Origin of the sequence: Lentzea sp. NPDC004782 (genome assembly GCF_040609115.1) — a bacterium.
Taxonomy (GTDB): Bacteria; Actinomycetota; Actinomycetes; order Mycobacteriales; family Pseudonocardiaceae; genus Lentzea.
Window position 1 is genome coordinate 117,511 of record NZ_JBEXJN010000016.1, and the last position, 15,479, is coordinate 132,989.

General features: G+C 70.4%; 9 protein-coding genes. 2 read left to right on the plus strand and 7 right to left on the minus strand.

The genetic code is table 11. The features are described from left to right. Positions 1–17 precede the first annotated feature (17 nt). Complete coding sequence (locus tag ABZV40_RS17475; protein WP_355441860.1) at positions 18–854, plus strand: exonuclease domain-containing protein; 837 nt, start codon at positions 18–20, stop codon at positions 852–854. Continuing rightward, positions 851–1,354, plus strand: a complete 504-nt coding sequence (locus ABZV40_RS17480; protein WP_355441862.1) for a hypothetical protein — start codon at positions 851–853, stop codon at positions 1,352–1,354. Before ABZV40_RS17475 ends, ABZV40_RS17480 begins: the two co-directional genes overlap by 4 nt. Here ABZV40_RS17480 and ABZV40_RS17485 read toward each other — a convergent pair. The 7 genes from ABZV40_RS17485 to ABZV40_RS17515 are packed head-to-tail and all read right to left on the minus strand — an operon-like array spanning position 1,338 to position 15,427. After that, the gene (locus ABZV40_RS17485) at positions 1,338–5,120 is read right to left on the minus strand and encodes an SbcC/MukB-like Walker B domain-containing protein (RefSeq protein WP_355441865.1); all 3,783 of its coding nucleotides are present in this window, start codon (positions 5,118–5,120) and stop codon (positions 1,338–1,340) included. The genes ABZV40_RS17480 and ABZV40_RS17485 overlap by 17 nt on opposite strands. Beyond that, positions 5,113–6,192: a TIGR02678 family protein gene (locus tag ABZV40_RS17490; RefSeq protein WP_355441868.1), complete on the minus strand. Its 1,080-nt coding sequence runs from the start codon at positions 6,190–6,192 to the stop codon at positions 5,113–5,115. The genes ABZV40_RS17485 and ABZV40_RS17490 overlap by 8 nt, the downstream gene beginning before the upstream one ends. Beyond that, a complete protein-coding gene (locus ABZV40_RS17495; RefSeq protein WP_355441871.1) occupies positions 6,189–7,583 on the minus strand; it encodes a TIGR02677 family protein in 1,395 nt (464 codons plus the stop codon). Before ABZV40_RS17495 ends, ABZV40_RS17490 begins: the two co-directional genes overlap by 4 nt. A gap of 56 nt (positions 7,584–7,639) precedes the next feature. Beyond that, on the minus strand, positions 7,640–8,803 hold the full coding sequence (locus tag ABZV40_RS17500) for a TIGR02679 family protein (RefSeq protein WP_355441874.1): 1,164 nt from the start codon (positions 8,801–8,803) through the stop codon (positions 7,640–7,642). Continuing rightward, positions 8,800–12,747: a TIGR02680 family protein gene (locus ABZV40_RS17505; RefSeq protein WP_355441877.1), complete on the minus strand. Its 3,948-nt coding sequence runs from the start codon at positions 12,745–12,747 to the stop codon at positions 8,800–8,802. The genes ABZV40_RS17500 and ABZV40_RS17505 overlap by 4 nt, the downstream gene beginning before the upstream one ends. Further along, on the minus strand, positions 12,744–13,910 hold the full coding sequence (locus ABZV40_RS17510) for a TIGR02678 family protein (protein WP_355441880.1): 1,167 nt from the start codon (positions 13,908–13,910) through the stop codon (positions 12,744–12,746). The genes ABZV40_RS17505 and ABZV40_RS17510 overlap by 4 nt, the downstream gene beginning before the upstream one ends. After that, entirely contained in the window at positions 13,907–15,427 is a 1,521-nt protein-coding gene (locus ABZV40_RS17515; RefSeq protein WP_355441882.1) for a TIGR02677 family protein, read from the minus strand. Before ABZV40_RS17515 ends, ABZV40_RS17510 begins: the two co-directional genes overlap by 4 nt. Positions 15,428–15,479 lie beyond the last annotated feature (52 nt).

Sequence of the window (15,479 nt, forward strand, 5' to 3'; positions counted from 1 at the left end):
CGAACGACAGCTTCGGCATGAGCAACGGGTACGCGGTCGTCGACGTCGAAACCACCGGGCTCTCACCCGGCCACCACCACCGGGTGATCGAGGTCGCCGTCGTGCACGTGGACGAGTCCGGCCGCCGCACCGACGAATGGTGCACGTTGGTCAACCCACGGCGCGATCTCGGCGCACAGCACGTGCACGGCATCAGTTCCGATGACATCCGCCGCGCGCCGGAGTTCGCCGGTGTCGCGGGCGAGCTCGCGGCGCGGCTGTCCGGCCGGGTGCTGGTGGGCCACAACCTGGCGTTCGACCTGCGGTTCCTCACCGCCGAGTTCGGTCGCCTGGGTTACGGGTTCTCCGCCTCGGGGCTGTGCACGATGGAGCTGGCCGGTCGGTTCCTCGGCGCGTCGTCGCGTTCACTCGGTGCGGTGCATTCCGCGTTGCGCAACGCACGGGCGTCCGCACGCCTGCTGGTGCGATGCCTGGACCGCGTCGGTGACGTCGCGCCGGTGCAGTTCGACGTGCCGCGGCAGGTGAGCACCTATGCCGCGCAACGCCGCCGCGCTCACGCGCGAGAGCAGCACTTCCTGGCGAAGCTCGTGCCGTTGCTGCCGCGGGCGGGGACACCGCGGGAGGACCAGTACCTCGACGTGCTGGACCGGGCGGTGCTGGACGGGCGCTTCCCGCTCGACGAGCTGCTCGACGTGGCACGCGGCCTCGGGCTGGGCGTGGCGGACGTGATGGAGCTGCACCGCGGCTACTTCGCGGCGCTGGCGGAGGTCGCCGACGAGGACGACCTCCGGCTGGTCGCGTCGCTGCTCGGGGTGGACCTGGCGCTGCCGGAACTCACCGGGGGACGGCGATGAGCGACGTGCCGCGGGTGGCCGAGCTGGTCCGGGCGCGCAACCGCATCGACGCCGCGCTGTCCGCCTGCATCCGGCGCCCCGCGCTGCCCGGCCACCTCGGGGACTGGATCGCGGCCCAGGTCTTCGGGATCGAGCTGGACCAGCACTCGGCCAAGGGCGTCGACGGGCGGTTCGCGGACGGCACGCCCGTGAACATCAGGTGGTACCTGAGCCGGGACAACCTGCTTGACCTGCGCGAGAACGGGCCGGACCGCTACCTCGTGCTGACCGGCCCGAGGGTCGCCGCCGACGTGCGGCCGATGGTCGTCGACGCCGTTCACCTCTTCGACGCCGCAACCGTGGTCGCGGATCTACGGGCGCGTGGCCTGAAGATCGGCATCGCGTCGAGTGTGCGCGCACAGCTGTGGGAGGCCGCGGAGATCTATCCGCGGCACAACCCGGCGTTCCCTCTCGACGACGAGCAGCGCGAACTCCTGGCCTTGTTCAGTCATCACCCTTGAGGCTGTGGCCGTCCCACGTGAAGCGCACGGTCGTGACGGCGTCGTCGCCGTCGGTCCCGGTGGTGAGCTGGTGGATCGCGATGCCGGTCAGCTCCTGGTAGTCGCACCACTCGTGGTCCGAGGTGAGCACCAGATCCAGGTCGAACGCGACGAGCAGCTCCAGCAGCTGGCCGCGGTTGGTCGCGTCGACGCCCACGAAGACCTCGTCCAGCAGGATCAGGCGAGGTGCGGTGGGGGTGGCGTGGTAGTGCGCGGCAGCCGCGGCGAACAACGGCAGGTGCAGCACGATGGCCTTCTCACCACCGGACAACGCGCCGTGCACGCGTTTGGTGACAGGTACCCAGCCCTCGCCGCGGTCCACCTTCACGACGAACTGGTGCCACGTCGTGTAGTCCAGCACCTGGGCGAGTTGTTGTTCCCAGCCCGTCGCGGTGTCGTGGGCGCGTGCCTCTTCCACGCGCTCGCGGAAGAACTGGTGCAGCGCAGCGCGTTCTGCGGCATCGAGGTCCGAGCGCAACAGGAGGTCGCGGGCTTCTCGGGTGCCCAGCGGTAGCTGCGGGTCCACCTGCCAGTCGAGCTGCACGCGGATGTTGGACGCGGTCTGGACGCGCGCCAGGCGTTGGTTCATCGTCTCGACGAGCTCGGACGCGCCCTGGATGCGTTGGGCGATGTGCCTTCTGGTGTCACCGGTGAGCGTCTGGTCGAACAGGTCCCGTTCGCCGTCGGTGATGTGTGTGCGCATGCGTTCGCGTTCGGCCTGCAGGGTTTGAAGCAACGCGTGCGCGCCCATGCGCGTGCCGTCCACCGTTGCGCTGAGGACCGTGACGTCGTCGTCGAGGTCGAGCGACAGGTTGATGCGGCCGGCGAGTTGTTGCTGGGCCTGGTGCACAGCACGGCTCAGGCGGGACTCGGCGTCGCGGATCAGCATCGTGTCGACGGGACCGTCGGGCACCTCGCCGGCATCGGCGGGCAGGTGACCGCTGGTCAGGCGGCGGTGCCGGGCCTCGGCGGCGTCCCGCAGCGCCGTGGCTTCCGCGGCACGTGCGGTGTCGGTCTTGCGCTTCTCCTCCAGCGTGCCGAGGGTGCGCGCCAGCGAGGTTTGCCTGTCCTGCAACGTTTCGCGTTGCTCGGCCAGTTCGACGGCCTTGGTGCGCAACGAGATGAGCTGCTGGTCGAGGGCGTGGAACTCGGAACCTGCCGAGCGTTCGACGGTCTCCAGGGTGATGGCGAGGTCGGCGGCCTCCTGCTGACGGGCGGACGCGGCCTCCTCCGCCTCATCAGCCAATGCGTTGCTCACCGACGACCGGTTCATCGCTTCAGCCGCAAGAGCTTCGGCGGCGAACGCGTCGTGGCGGTCGTCGAGCCAAAGGTGGCCCGCAGTGCGGAACGCGGCAACGGCGCTCAGGTCCACGGTGACGTCGTTGCTGACGAGACGCAGCGTCTCGGCCACGGCGGCGTCCGCTTCGGACACCCGGCGGGCAGCGGCGGCGACGGCGTCTTTCCTGGCCGCACACCGCAACTGCGCCTTGGTCCGCTGCTCCTCGGCGACCTCCACCGGGTCGGTCGAGGGCTGCCTTGCCAGCTCACCGGCCAGCGTCGCGCGGCGGACGGCGATCTGCGACAGCGCGGCGTCCACCCCGGCCAGATCGGTGGCGAGCTGCTCGATCAGACCGGTGAGCTCGGCAATGCGGCCGGCCCGCGCGCGGTGGCGGGAGTCGGCGCCGATGTAGGCCGGGACAGGTTTGGTCCAGCGGCCGTGCGCGTTGGCCAGGCGCCACGTGCCGTCGGCGCCGATGGCCGCTGTGTGGCCCGTCGCCGTCTCACCGAACGCGATGCCTTCCAACAACCGGTAGGCGCGTTCGTCGTCGGTGACGAGCACTTCGAGCAGGGTGCGGCCGGGGGCCGGGCCGCCCAGCAGCGGTTCGGCGAAGCGGTCCCGGTCGGAGAGGCCGAACGAGTTGCTCGGCGTGAGCCACGCGTCCAGCAGGCCCGATGCTTCGAGGGCGGCCTCGACGGCGGCGCACACGTCCGGTGGCGTGCCTGGGCGAAAGTCCACCAGCCGCCACAAAGGAGCGCCCACGGCAGATGAGCGGTACTCCGTGTCACGGGTGTACGGCGCGGGCGGCGGCACATCGACCTGGTTGGCGAGCTTCTCGCGGATGGCGTTGTACTGCGCGAGCTGGCCGTTCAACGCCGAGCGCGTCTCGTGGAGGCGTGCCTCGATGGCACTGAACTCCTCGCGGGCGAGGGCGGCGGCCTCCACCACCTCGGCGTGTTCGGAAACGCGCAGCTCGGTGCAGCCGTGCGCCCACGTCTCGAACTCGGCGCCGAACCGCGCAAACGCTTGCTCGAACGCCTGCTGCGCCGCGGTTTCCGCTTCCACGGCCAAGTCGAGCTCTTCGCGCGTCTCGTCGAGCCGTTGGCGTGCGGCCTCCCGTGCGTCGACCGCCCGTTCGTGCACGGCAACGGCACGCATGACCGCGTTGATCTCGGCCAACTGCGTGTCCACGGCGGCGCTGAGCAGCTGACGGGCCGACCGCGCGTCGGCGTCCGCGTCGATCTCCGCGAACACCGACGGCATGCCCGCGCGCTCTGCTGCTTCCTTGGCCGCCGAGGCAGAATGCCGCACCGCATCGGCGTGTGCGGCGGCATCGGCCTTGGCCTGCGCGGCCACCTCTTCGTCCGCAACGGCCCGTGCGCGCAGTTTCGTGGCGTGCGCGGCGGCATCGGCCGACCGTTGCACTGCGGCGGAATGCTGTTGCCGCAACAGGTCGAGCTGCTTGCCCTCCTGGTACGCGGGCAGGTCGGAGATCCCGGCGATCTCGGCGTCGACCGCGCTCGCCTCCCGGCCCAGCGCGGCCAGTTGCTCGAAAGCCTCGTCGGCCAGCGTGACCTGGCGCTGATAACGCCGTTCGCTCATCCGCGCCGCACGCGTCATGTCTTCGAGATGCTCAGAAGACGAAGACAACGCCCATGCGGACGCACCGAGCACACGTTGGGCATAGGTCCGTTGGATGTCCGCGAGCCGTTCGGCCGTGACGATCTCCTCGTCGAGCCGCCGCAGCTCCTCGCGGTGCCGGTCGAGGCGTTCGAAACCCTCGGCGATCTCGGCGAGGTCCGACTGGTCCAGCGGCGGAAGCGCCTTGGACAGCAACGAGGACAGCACGCTCGGATCGAGCCGTTCGGACAGCTTCGGCGTGCGCAGCTGCAGCAGTGCGGTGATCAACGAGTCGTACCGCTGCTCGGTCACGCCGGGGAAGAGCGTCGTGCGCACCGTGTGGCGGTAGTCGGCCGGTGAGGCGTGCACGACGCCGTGCTCACCTATCGCCGCGATGAGGTCGGTGGTGGTCAACGGACGGCCGGACTCGTTGACGAGGGCGAGATCCCCGACGCGCTGGCTGGTGGTGAAGTACGTGGCGCCGACGCTCGAGGTGTTCGTGGTGGCCTGAAGGCGCGCACCGCACGTGAACCACTCGTCGCCGTGCTGGAACTCCAGCCACACGTAACCGACGCGGGTGCTGCCCTGGTTGCCCTCACCCATGAGGTTCCAGTGCATGGTGCGGTCCGCGCTGCCGAACGTCGACAGGCGGTGCGGGCGCAGGTTCGCGTCGAACAGGTACGGCAGCAGCAGTTCGAGCGCCTTCGACTTGCCCGTGCCGTTGGGACCCCTGAGCAGCAGCCTGCCCTGGTGGAACGTGAAGATCTCGTCGTAGTAGCGCCAGACGTTGATGATCCCGGCGCGGCTGGGTTGCCACCGGTCAGTCATGCAGCTCCTCGTACCTGGCTGCGGCGGGCAGCCTGCGAACGGTGCCGTTCTCCGTGCGCGCGAGCCCGAACGCCTCCAGCAGCGCGAGCCCGTCCGCCGCGAGCCGTCCCGCGCCACCGTCCGACTGGTAGGCCTTGGCCCAGTTGCGGAACTTCGTGAGCAGCTCGCGTGTCTCCTCGACGAGGTCTTCCGTCGTTGCCGGACCTCGTGCCAACCGGTCGAGCAACAACAACGCGGCGACCTTCGCGTGGCTGTCGTCGTCCGGAAACCTCGTGTCCGTGGCGATCGCGTCGGGATCGACCACGAGAAAACCCTCGGCGCGTTCCTCCAACGTGCACCCGGCGAGCCCGACACCCGTCTGGACGATCTTGCGCCCGGTGGGGGAGGCCAGGAACGCGAGCTGGCTCGCCGTCAGGTCGTCGCGGTACACCACGGGGTCGTCGATGAGCCTGCGCATGACGGAGTGCCGTTGCCACAGACTGCGGTGCGCGCTCTCGTACCGCGCCTCGTGCGTGAGGTCCTCCATGCTGTCCACAGTGGACGGCGACGCCGGTGCCGCCAGCAGCCGGGTGATGATCACGGGATCCGCGCGCAGACGCGTCTCGTCGCTCTCCACGGCGCCCTGCTGTTCGAGGAAGACCAGCACCTCGGCGAACGCGACCCGGTCGGCGCGGCGGCTCGGGTCGAACGGCGGCAGGTCCTCGGCCCTGGCCGCCTGCTGCACGCGTTCGGCCAGGGCGTCCACGGTGATCGTCGTCGTGCTGAGCAGCTCCGCGCACGCGAGGCACAACAGCACGTACCGCCGCCGGTCGAAGCCGGGCGCGGGCCGCGTGCGGTCGGGCCGCTGCGTCGTCTTGACCAGCCGCGCGTACCCCGCACGCGGCTCGACGTGCACCTTCCAGCCGCAGTAGTAGTCGAACCACTTCACGATCGGTTCACGTCGCCGCCGGATGAGGTCGAACCCGTCGGGGTCGTGCACGGCGGCGAGCAACGGCCGGGCGAGCAGCAGCCGGACGCCACGCGCCACCTCCTCGCTCTCCAGCCGGGCGAGCTGGTTCCCGATCCTGCTCATCGGCTCTGCACGTCGATCACGTAGTCGGGCCCGTTCAGCGTGCCCTTCCGGGTGGTGATGGTGGCCCAGCCGCGGGCGTTGCGCAGGTTGATCAGCATCCGTCCGTCGGTCGTGACGGCCGTGCGCGTGCCGGTGCTGTCCGGGTCGCTGCCGAGCGCGCGGCCGACCAGGTCGATCAGCCGGTGGAAGGTGTCGTGGTCGAGCTCCCTCAGCGTCGAGAGCCGCACCGCCCCGTCCGTCTGGATCAGCTGCCACGCGTGTTCGAGCTCTTCGCGCTCCCGTTGCGCCTGCCTGCGGCGGTTGCGCCGGACCTCGTCGACGTCGCGGACCTTGCCCGTGCTGCCGATGTGCTCCTGCTTGCCGGTGGCGCGCAGGTGAGGCGAAAGGGGAACCGGCGGCGTGTTGTGCCACGGCTCGGCGCTCGGGATCAGCTCGCCGTCGGCGTGCGCGAGGTGGGCGTGCCGCGCGGGGTGGAGGCCGAACGCGGCGTTGAACAGCTCGTGCGCCTGGTCCTCGGTCTCCGTCCGGGCGAACCAGTGCGCCAGCGCCCGGAAGTCGGCCGCGGTGTTGGTCGGGCGTTTCCGCTGCTCGCTGATTCGGTCGAGGACCCTCAGCAGCTGGACGATCGCCTTCCGCGCCACGTCCTGCAGTTCGTCGGCCTTCGACGGCGTGTCGTGGAACCACGCCTTGAGGCTCTTCCAGTTCTTCGCGCGCTCATCGAGCCAATGCTCGTCCTTGAGCAAGTCAGCACCGTTGCGTGCGCGTTCGTGCAGTTTGGGGTCTATCGCGCCGATGGCGTCCCGAATGCGCTGTTTGCGTGCATCCAGGTCGCTGATGAAGTCACGCAGGTAGGTGATCGTCGTGCGCTTGACGTCCTGGAACGTGGCGAGGTCGTGCTCTTCCCGCAGAAGCCGCTGCAAGTCCGCGTTGAACCGCGTGGTGTTGGTGGTCAACGTCTGCACATGGCCTTCGAGCTCCATCAACGCCGTGAACGTGCGCCTGTCGTCGGTGGTCTGCAGCTCATCAAGACGGTCCGCGATCGCGTCGAGCACGGCGGTCTGCAGCGCACCGCTCCCGGTCAGCGTCTCCAGCGCGTGCTGCACGCCGGCGAACGCGGCCTCGCCCAGTTTCGTCAGCCCGTACCGCTGCTGCGCGCTGTCGAGCAGCCCCCACTTGCGGAGCTTGGTCAGCGACCCGGTCAGCTCCTCGTCCGTCACCTGTTCGGCCCAGCCCGCGTCCCGGAGCCGTTGCTGCACGTCATCGGGGCTGAGCGAGGTCTCCAGGCGCGCGTTGGCCAGCCCGAACACGCGCAGCACCGCGGTGTGCAGCTCCGCGTCGACGGTCGTGGTGAAGCGGAACAGGTCCGCGGGCACCCCGTGGGACTTCGTCACGTGGCCCACCGTAGCTGGTCGCTGTAGCGCTTTCGGGTGACACGGCGGACGGCCGGTCACACCGACAGGTCGCTCAGAAGATCATCCAGCACCAGTTCCTCCTCGATGCGGCGGTCCACGCGGCTCATCGCGGATGCCAAGCCGGCATCCCAGCGAGCCTCGACCGGCACACCGCCGAGTGGTCTGCCGATGTCGCCCGCGGCGAGATAGGACGAGGTGTCGAAGCGCCACGGTGTGAAGGGCACGCGGTCGTGCAGCACGTTGGCGATGCGGATGCCGCCCCAGTCGAAGTCGCCGTGATAGCGCAGCGTGCCCCGCGCGGAGACGATCAGCCGGAGCAGGTGCATCACGGCGGCGCTGGGCTGACCGCTGGTGCAGATCAACGGCGGGCACGCGGGACCGAGTTGATCGGCCGCGGTCGCCACGACCACGGGGTTCTCGCAGACGAAGACGTCCGGCGCGGCGAGGCGCGGGGGATCGCGAACGAGCTGGCGCAGCGTGAGGTGCACCGGTTGACCGAGCCACGCCTCCAGGCCGGGGTGGCCGGTGAGCCCCAGCGCGATGACCGTGGTCGACAGTTCGTCCCGCATCAGGCCGACCGACGCCCAGACCTCACGTCGCCATTCCGCACCGCTGCCGTCGGGCAGACCGGAGATGAGGCGGGCGGCGCGCAGCGCCAGTGTCGCCAACGGCCGGTCGTCGTCCAAGGCGTGTGCGTCGCCCGTTGTGCGCGCCGCGAACCGGCCGATCGGCTCACCGGGGGACGGCAGGTTCCCGACGACGACGTTCAACGCGGCCAGCAGGTCAGCCGCCTGAGCAGCCGAGGCGAGGCGTTTCACCACGCCGCTGGCGCGCAACGACAGGGCCCACTCGGCGAAGCGCGGATCTGTCAGTTCCGCGAACGCGCGGTCCCACACGGCTTCCACGTCGACCGCGACCGGAAGCGGTCCGGTCAGCTCGAGCACGGCCGGCCCGAGGCCGTCCGGGTGCGCGCCCGACCGGCGGAGCGTGTCGTCGACCGCGGGCAACGACACGCTCAACGCCCGGCCTGGCCGTGCTGCACGGCCGAGCAGGCGGTGCACGGCCTGGCGCTGGGCCTCCGTCGCGTTCGACAGGGTCACGGTGATGTCGAGCGGCTCGCCGCGTTCGAGACGTTTGCGGACCCGAGCGACGAGCCAGGCCAGCTCGTCGCCGCCGAGCAGCCGGTGCAGTCTCGTCATCCGGTGGCCACCCTGATCCTGCGGTGGCCGGTCCACTCCCACGGCGTCACGAGCACGGCCGCGATGTCGTCGGTGCGGGACAGCTGGGCGATCGCCAGCCCAGGCACCTCCGGATAGCAGCCCCACTCGCGTTCGCTGGTCATCACCACGTCCAGGTCGAACGCCGCCAGCAGACCCATGCACTTGGCCCGCGAGTCATCATCGACGCCGGCGAACGCCTCGTCCAGCGTCACCAGCCGCGGTGCGTGCGGGTTGCCCGCGGAGGCGTAGTGGGAGGAAGCCGCGGCGAACAACGGCACGCTAGCCGTCAGCACCCGTTCACCACCGGAAGCCGGACCGATCGCGGCCCGCCACTGGCCGTTCTGGTGGCGCTGGATGACGAACCGGTGCCACTTGCGGTAGTCCAGCGCTTCGGTCAGGTGCTCCAGCCACGTGCCCGATGCGTTGCGGGACCGCACGTTCGCGATCTCGGCCTGGAGGAACTCGCCCACGGCCGAACGGTCCTCGTCGGACCAGGCGTCGGAGGTCTGGCGCAGCAGGCGTTCACGAGCGGTGGCGAGCCCGGCCGGGCCGTCCTCGACCGGCAGCCACCTCAGGCGCAGCCGCATGCCGGTGCTGGTCGGGCGTTCGTCCAGCTCGGCGTTCATCCTGGCCACCTGCTGGTCCGCGGCGAAGATCAACTCCTGGAGAGTGCTGGCGACCTCGTTGACGAGGTGGTTCTCCAGGATCTCGCGCTCACGTTCGTCGAGGATCCGGCCGCGGTCCGCCACCTCCACGCGCAACGCCTCGGCGAGCTCCGGCGTGCTCGTGGTGCGGCCCTGGAACAGGACGTCGACGACGATGCCGTCGTCGAGCAGCCGGGCCGTGGCCGAGTTCCCGTGCCGCGACAGCGTGTCCATCAACGCCTTCAGCTCGTCGTTGACCTTGCGCTGGACCCGTTCCCACGTCTGGTCGTCGTCGGCCTGGTCGGTGAGTTCGCGATCGATCAGCCGTGCCAGCCGCACCGTCGGGTCCGGAGCCCAGGGCACAGCGGGATCGGGCGTGTCCAGGTCAGGCAGTGCCACCCCGAGCAGCCCGGTCGTCGCGAAGCGCCGCAGGGCTTCCGCCGCCTCGGCACGGCTCGCCGTCGCCTCCTCCAGCTGCGTGTCGAGACTCTCGAGCTGCCCCTCGGCTTTGCCCCGGTTCGTGAGGGCGTCCGTGCGGCGGACGTCCGCGGCCTTGCGATCGTCGCCGCACCGCCTCATCGCCTCCGCCACCTCGTCGAGCTGTCGTTGCAGCTCGGCCACCGCGGAACCGACGGTCGCGGCCAGGGTCTCGTGGTGTTCGGCGGCCGCTTCGCTCGCCAACACCGCTTCGGTCGCCTGTTCCTGCCGGGTGGCGTGGTCTTCGGTGGCGGTGGTGAGTTCGGCGCGAGCACGCTCGTCGTCGCGGATCGCGTCGCTGTGCCGTCGTTGCGCCGGCCAGAGGGCGGTGATGGCCACGCGGTACTCGGCCAGCGCCTCCGACACCGTCTTCAGCTCGTCACGGGTGGCCGGCAGACCCACCTCGGCGGCTTCCTCGACGAGCCGGCGCTGCGCTGTGTCGAACGCGGCGACGGCCTTGGTGCGCTGGTCGTCGGCGATGCCCCGGCGTTCGGCGAGCCGCCGTTGCTCGCCGTCGATCGCGTGCACCTCCGCATGTGCCTTGCGCAGCGCTGTGTCGTCCGGGCAGGCCGCGATCTCGGCGGCGAGGGCCGCACGTCGTTCGCGCAGGGTGTGTTGCTCGGCCGCGAGCGCAGCGAGTTCCTCTTGTACCGCAAGGAGCTCGGCGCGCAGCTCGGCGAGCCTCGCCAGCCGGGCGGCCTCGCGGGCACTGCGTCCGATGAACTCCGCCGCGGGCTTGTGCCACGCGCCTTCGAGCACGCCGACGCGGAACCGGCCGGTGAGGTCGACCCAGTTGGTTCCGCTCCCGAGGCCGATGGTGGCGAGAACTGCGCTGACCTGGTCGTCCGCTCGCAGCACCGAGGTCAGGTTCGCCGGCTCGGCCGTGGCGGCACGCAGGAAGACGTCCTCGGTGTCCGGAGAGATCAGCTCGCCGTCCGGCGTCACCCACGCGTCCAGCAGCCCCGCACCCTCCAGCGCGGCTTCGAGTCCCGCCCGCTGGTCGTCGGGCAGCTCGTCGGTGAAGTCGATCAGCTGCCACAGCGGCGCCCCCGGCCTGTCGTCGCGGCTCGCGCGGCGGGTGTGCGGCACCGGCGGCAGGCTGTCCTCGCCCGCCTCCAGCTTGGTGATCTCGTCGTTCAGGTCGGTGCCACGGCGTCGGGCGGCGGCCTCACGCGTCCTCGTGTCGGCCTCGGCGTCCGCCAGCGCTGCGCTCGCCGCGTGCCCGGCCGTGTCCACCGACGTCTTCACCGGGTTCGGCCCGTCGAGCGTCTCGACCCACAGGTCCAGTTCGGCGGGCACCTCGGCACGCAGCTCGACAGTGGCGGCCAGATGGTGGCGAACCGCGCTCACCAGCGCCCGGCCCTGCGCCTCGACGATCTCGGCGGCTTCGGTGCGGCGTTCGGCGAGGGCGTCGGCCTCCGCCGCGAGCTCGTCCACCCGCAGCCTTGCCTGGTCGAGCTTCGTCCTGGCCTCGTCGACGGACGCGAGCAGACCGTCGACGTGCCGGACCGCCCGGTGCTGACGTTCGGCCGCACGATCCGCCTCAGCGCGGTCGGTCAGCACCGCTTCGTCCAGCAACGCCGCCCGTGCCGCCTCGGCTGCCACCGAGCGGCAGCCCTCCAACGCCTCCGTTGCCTCGCCGAGGATCGCGGCCGCTTCGCCTGCCAGCGCGGTGCGATAGCCGACGGTGTCCGCCGCCCTGGTGGCCTCGGCCGCGAGCCTGCCTGCCTCACGCTTGAGCCGTTGCGCCTCCTGCGCGACCCGGTCCAGCTCTCGTGCGCTGCGCATCTCGGGACTCGCCCGCAACGCCTCGTCGCGGGCCCTCAGACGTGCCGCGTGCTGGTCGAGCTGGTCGAGTTGCTGTTCAGCCGCATCGAGTGCTCGCTGCGCCTGGGAATGTGCTTCCTGCGCGGCGCTGAGCTCCCGGTTGACCTGCTCGTACTTGGACTGGGCGTTGCGCGGTTGTGCCGCGCGCCGACGTGATGCGACGCGGGCATATCGCCGGTAGTGGCCGAGGAACGACTCCGCCGCGTCACGAGCCTCCGTCATCGCGGCGAGGGCGTCCCGGTCCTCCTCCAGGCTGCGGAACGCCTCCGCGACATCGGCGATGACCGCCTGGTCCAACGGAGGCAGCGCCTCCGTCAACGCGTTCGACAACGCCTTCTCGTTGGGACGCTTGGACAACTGCGGCGCGCGCAGGTTGATCAGCAGGTCGACGAGCGCGGCGTAGCGTTGTTCCCCGAGCCCGAACAGCGCCTCGTCCACCGCACGCCGGTAGTCCCGCGCCTTGTCGTAGACCGTGCCGTGCTCACCGAGCGCGTCGGCGAGCCGGTCCCGCGCGAGCGCGGTGCTCGTGGCGTCGACCAGCGACAGGTCCTGCCCGATCCGTTGGGACGTCACGAAGAACCAGTGCCGCGCGATGCCACGCCCGGCCACCGCCTTCAGCCCGCACCCGATCGTGCGGTACTCCGCAGTCCCGTCGTCGTCGATCCGGCCGAACTCCAGCCAGGTGTAACCGAGCCGTTCGGGATGCGGGTGTGCACCGCCGAGCAGGAGGTTCCACTCCATCCGTTTCTTCGGGTCGGCGTCGGGTTCCACCCGATGTGGTGACAGTTCGCCGTCCAGCAGGAACGGCAGCATGAGCGCCAGCACCTTGGACTTGCCGGTGCCGTTGTTGCCGCGCAACAACAAACGCCCGTCGCGGAACCGGAACTCCTCCTGGTCGTAGTAGAAGAGGTCGACCAGTCCGGCACGCAGCGGCTGCCAGCGATCGCGGGCGGGATGGGGCAGCACGTCGGTCACCTCGTGGTGGTAATGGTCGGTTCGGCGAGCGCGTAGCGGGCCAGCGCAGGCCGTGCGCGGACGTGGTCGTGGACTCGGCTCACCAGGTGCAGAGCGGTGAGGCGGGTGAGGGCCTGCTCGACCAACTCTTCCTCGGCACCAGGTTCGGTGGCGTTGCGCCGCCAGTACGACCTGTGCTCCTGTGCCAGCGCGCGCACACGGTCGTGCAGGTCGCTGATGCGCACTTCTACTTGCGCGGCAAGGTGTTCCGCGACGAGCAGGGTGACGTGACCCTCCGTGCCGCTCTCCGGCATGCGCACATCGGTGAGATCGTCCGCGGGGTCGATCATCGCGATGCCCTCGGCACGGACTTCGGCGACCAGCCCGGTCAGTTCGCTGACCTGCCGGGTGAGCGCGGCACGCTGCCGGGTCAGGTAGGCGAGCTCGTCGGAGTCCAGCTCGTCGTAGTAGAGCACCGGTTCGTCCAGCAGGTGGCGCGTCAGCCGATGGCGGATCGCCCGGTTGCGCAGCTCGTCGGTGTCCGGCACGACATCGCTCGTGAGCTCGTCCAGATCAAGCTCGTCCATTGTGGACGGACCACGCCTGGTCGCCAGCAACGTGGCCAGCACCCGGCGTTCCACGTCGTACAGCACGTCGCCGGTGTCCCGGACGAAGGCGTCCTCTTCACCCGCGACCTTGCTCAACACACCGAGATCGAGCAGCAACCTGGTCACCGCGACCAGGTCAGCGCGTTCCTCGCGACCGGTCAGCGTGAAGTCGATGCCCAGCTCGGGATCGGCAGCCCCCATCACGACACTTCCCGCGAGCCGCCCCAGCGTGATCTGCGCGTCGGCCCGTTCGAGCGCCGCCAACGCCAGGCACGTCAACACGTACCGCCGGCGCGTGAACGGCAGCTTCGACCGCGTGTCCCTGGCCGGATGGCTGGCGTCGTCCGCGGTCGCGGCGACCTTCACCAGCCGCGCGACCTCGCTGTCGACGATCAACCGCCAGCCGGTGTTGAGGTCGAACCACGCCCGCAGCTCGGTTTCGTGCTTGCGGACCAGCCGGTACTCGTCGGACTGCGTGCTCGCACGCAGCAACGGCCGCCGCAGCAACGCCCTCGCTGCCTTCCTCCGATCGTCGACGTGCGAGGCACTGAGCGCGTCCGACAGTGACCGCGTCACGCCGACCACTCCTCGGGCTCCGCCGCGGTCAGGTCGATGATCTCGATGACGTGGTCCGGCCCGCGGAACATCCCATCCGGTGTGCGGATCTCTGCGGTGCCCTCGTCGAGCGCGGTCAACCTGATCTCCAACGTGCCGTCGGAAGTGGTGGTGGAGACGTGTTTCTGCCGAGGCCCGCGCGCGGAGAGCGCGTCCCCGAGCAGCCCCAGGAACAGCCTGAACTCGGCGGGATCCAGCGCGCCGACCTCACTCAGCCGCGTCGGCCGATGCGTCACCAACCGCCTGCGCGCCAGCTCGGTCTCCTCAGCCTGCCGCGCAGCGCGTTCCGCCAGAACCCTGCGTTGCTCAGTCCGATCGACGATCTTGTTCGGCTTGCCCCGCCGCTCATAACTACCGGTCTTGCGCAGCTGCGGGCTGATCAGCAACGGCGGCGCGTCGAACCACGGCGTGCTCGGAGCAACCGGCTGCTCCTCCCGTTCAGCGAGCGTGTCCGCGTCGACCGTCAGATGCCGCGCTGACGACAGCCCGAAAGCCGCCCGCCACAACCGATGCATCGTGGCCTCGTCCGGCGCCTGCGCGAACCACCGCGCCAACGTCCGAAAGTCCGCAGACCGATCCGACCGCCCGGCCCTGCGTTCGTTGAGCGCCGACACCACCTGCAACAGCGCCGGAATCGCAGCCCGCGCCCGTGCCCGCAGCAACTTGGCCTGACTCGGATGCTGCGGCTCGCTGACGAACCACTGACGCAACCCGAGCCACCGTTCCTGCCACAACGCGAGCCCGCGCTCGAACTCCTCTTGGCGCTCCTGGTCCGCGCCAGGCGCCGCGTCCTCTGCCTCGCGTTTCGCCGCCATCGCGAGGAGCCGCCCGGCATCGGCGTGATCAATCTCGGTGACCAGACCGGCGATCTCCGCACCCGTGGTGACCAGGTCCTTGATGAACCGTTCGAGGTAGTCGATCAACTGGTCCTTGTAGGCCCGGAACGCGTCGACGTCCACGTCGTGCAGATCGATCGAGCGCTGCAAGGACCCCATGAACGCCTGCGCGTTGTCCGCGAGATCCGAGAACCTGCCGACCAGACCGTGCAACAGCAGGTGCACCTTGGCCGGATCGGGTTCCTCCTGCCGGGCAAGCTCCAGCAGCGCCCGCAGCTGGGTGACGATGTCGGTGAGCGCGACCGCCTGCAGCGCGCCACGCCGCCCCAGCGCCTCGTCGAACGCCTGCAGCGCCTGCTCAGCCGCCTCGCCGGCCGGTGTCAGCTGGTAGAGGAACCGGGCGCGGTGGAAGTCCTCGACCGTCGTGACGCGGCTGGTGTCTGGATCCGCGCGCAGGTTGCCCCAGTCCTTCAGCCTGCCGAGCGCGTCCGTCACCGACCCGAGGTCCGCGTCCAGCTCCAGGTCCTCGGGCCGCAGGTGTACGACGAACCGCCGCTTGGCGCGGACGAACTCCCCCATCACGGCGCGATAGAGGTCGACGTTCGGTGCAGTCAGGTGCGCGAACGGCTGAAAGTCCGGCATGGCGCCCAGTGTGCCAGGTGGGTCCGACAGTTTCGGCACCGAACGGCCGCTG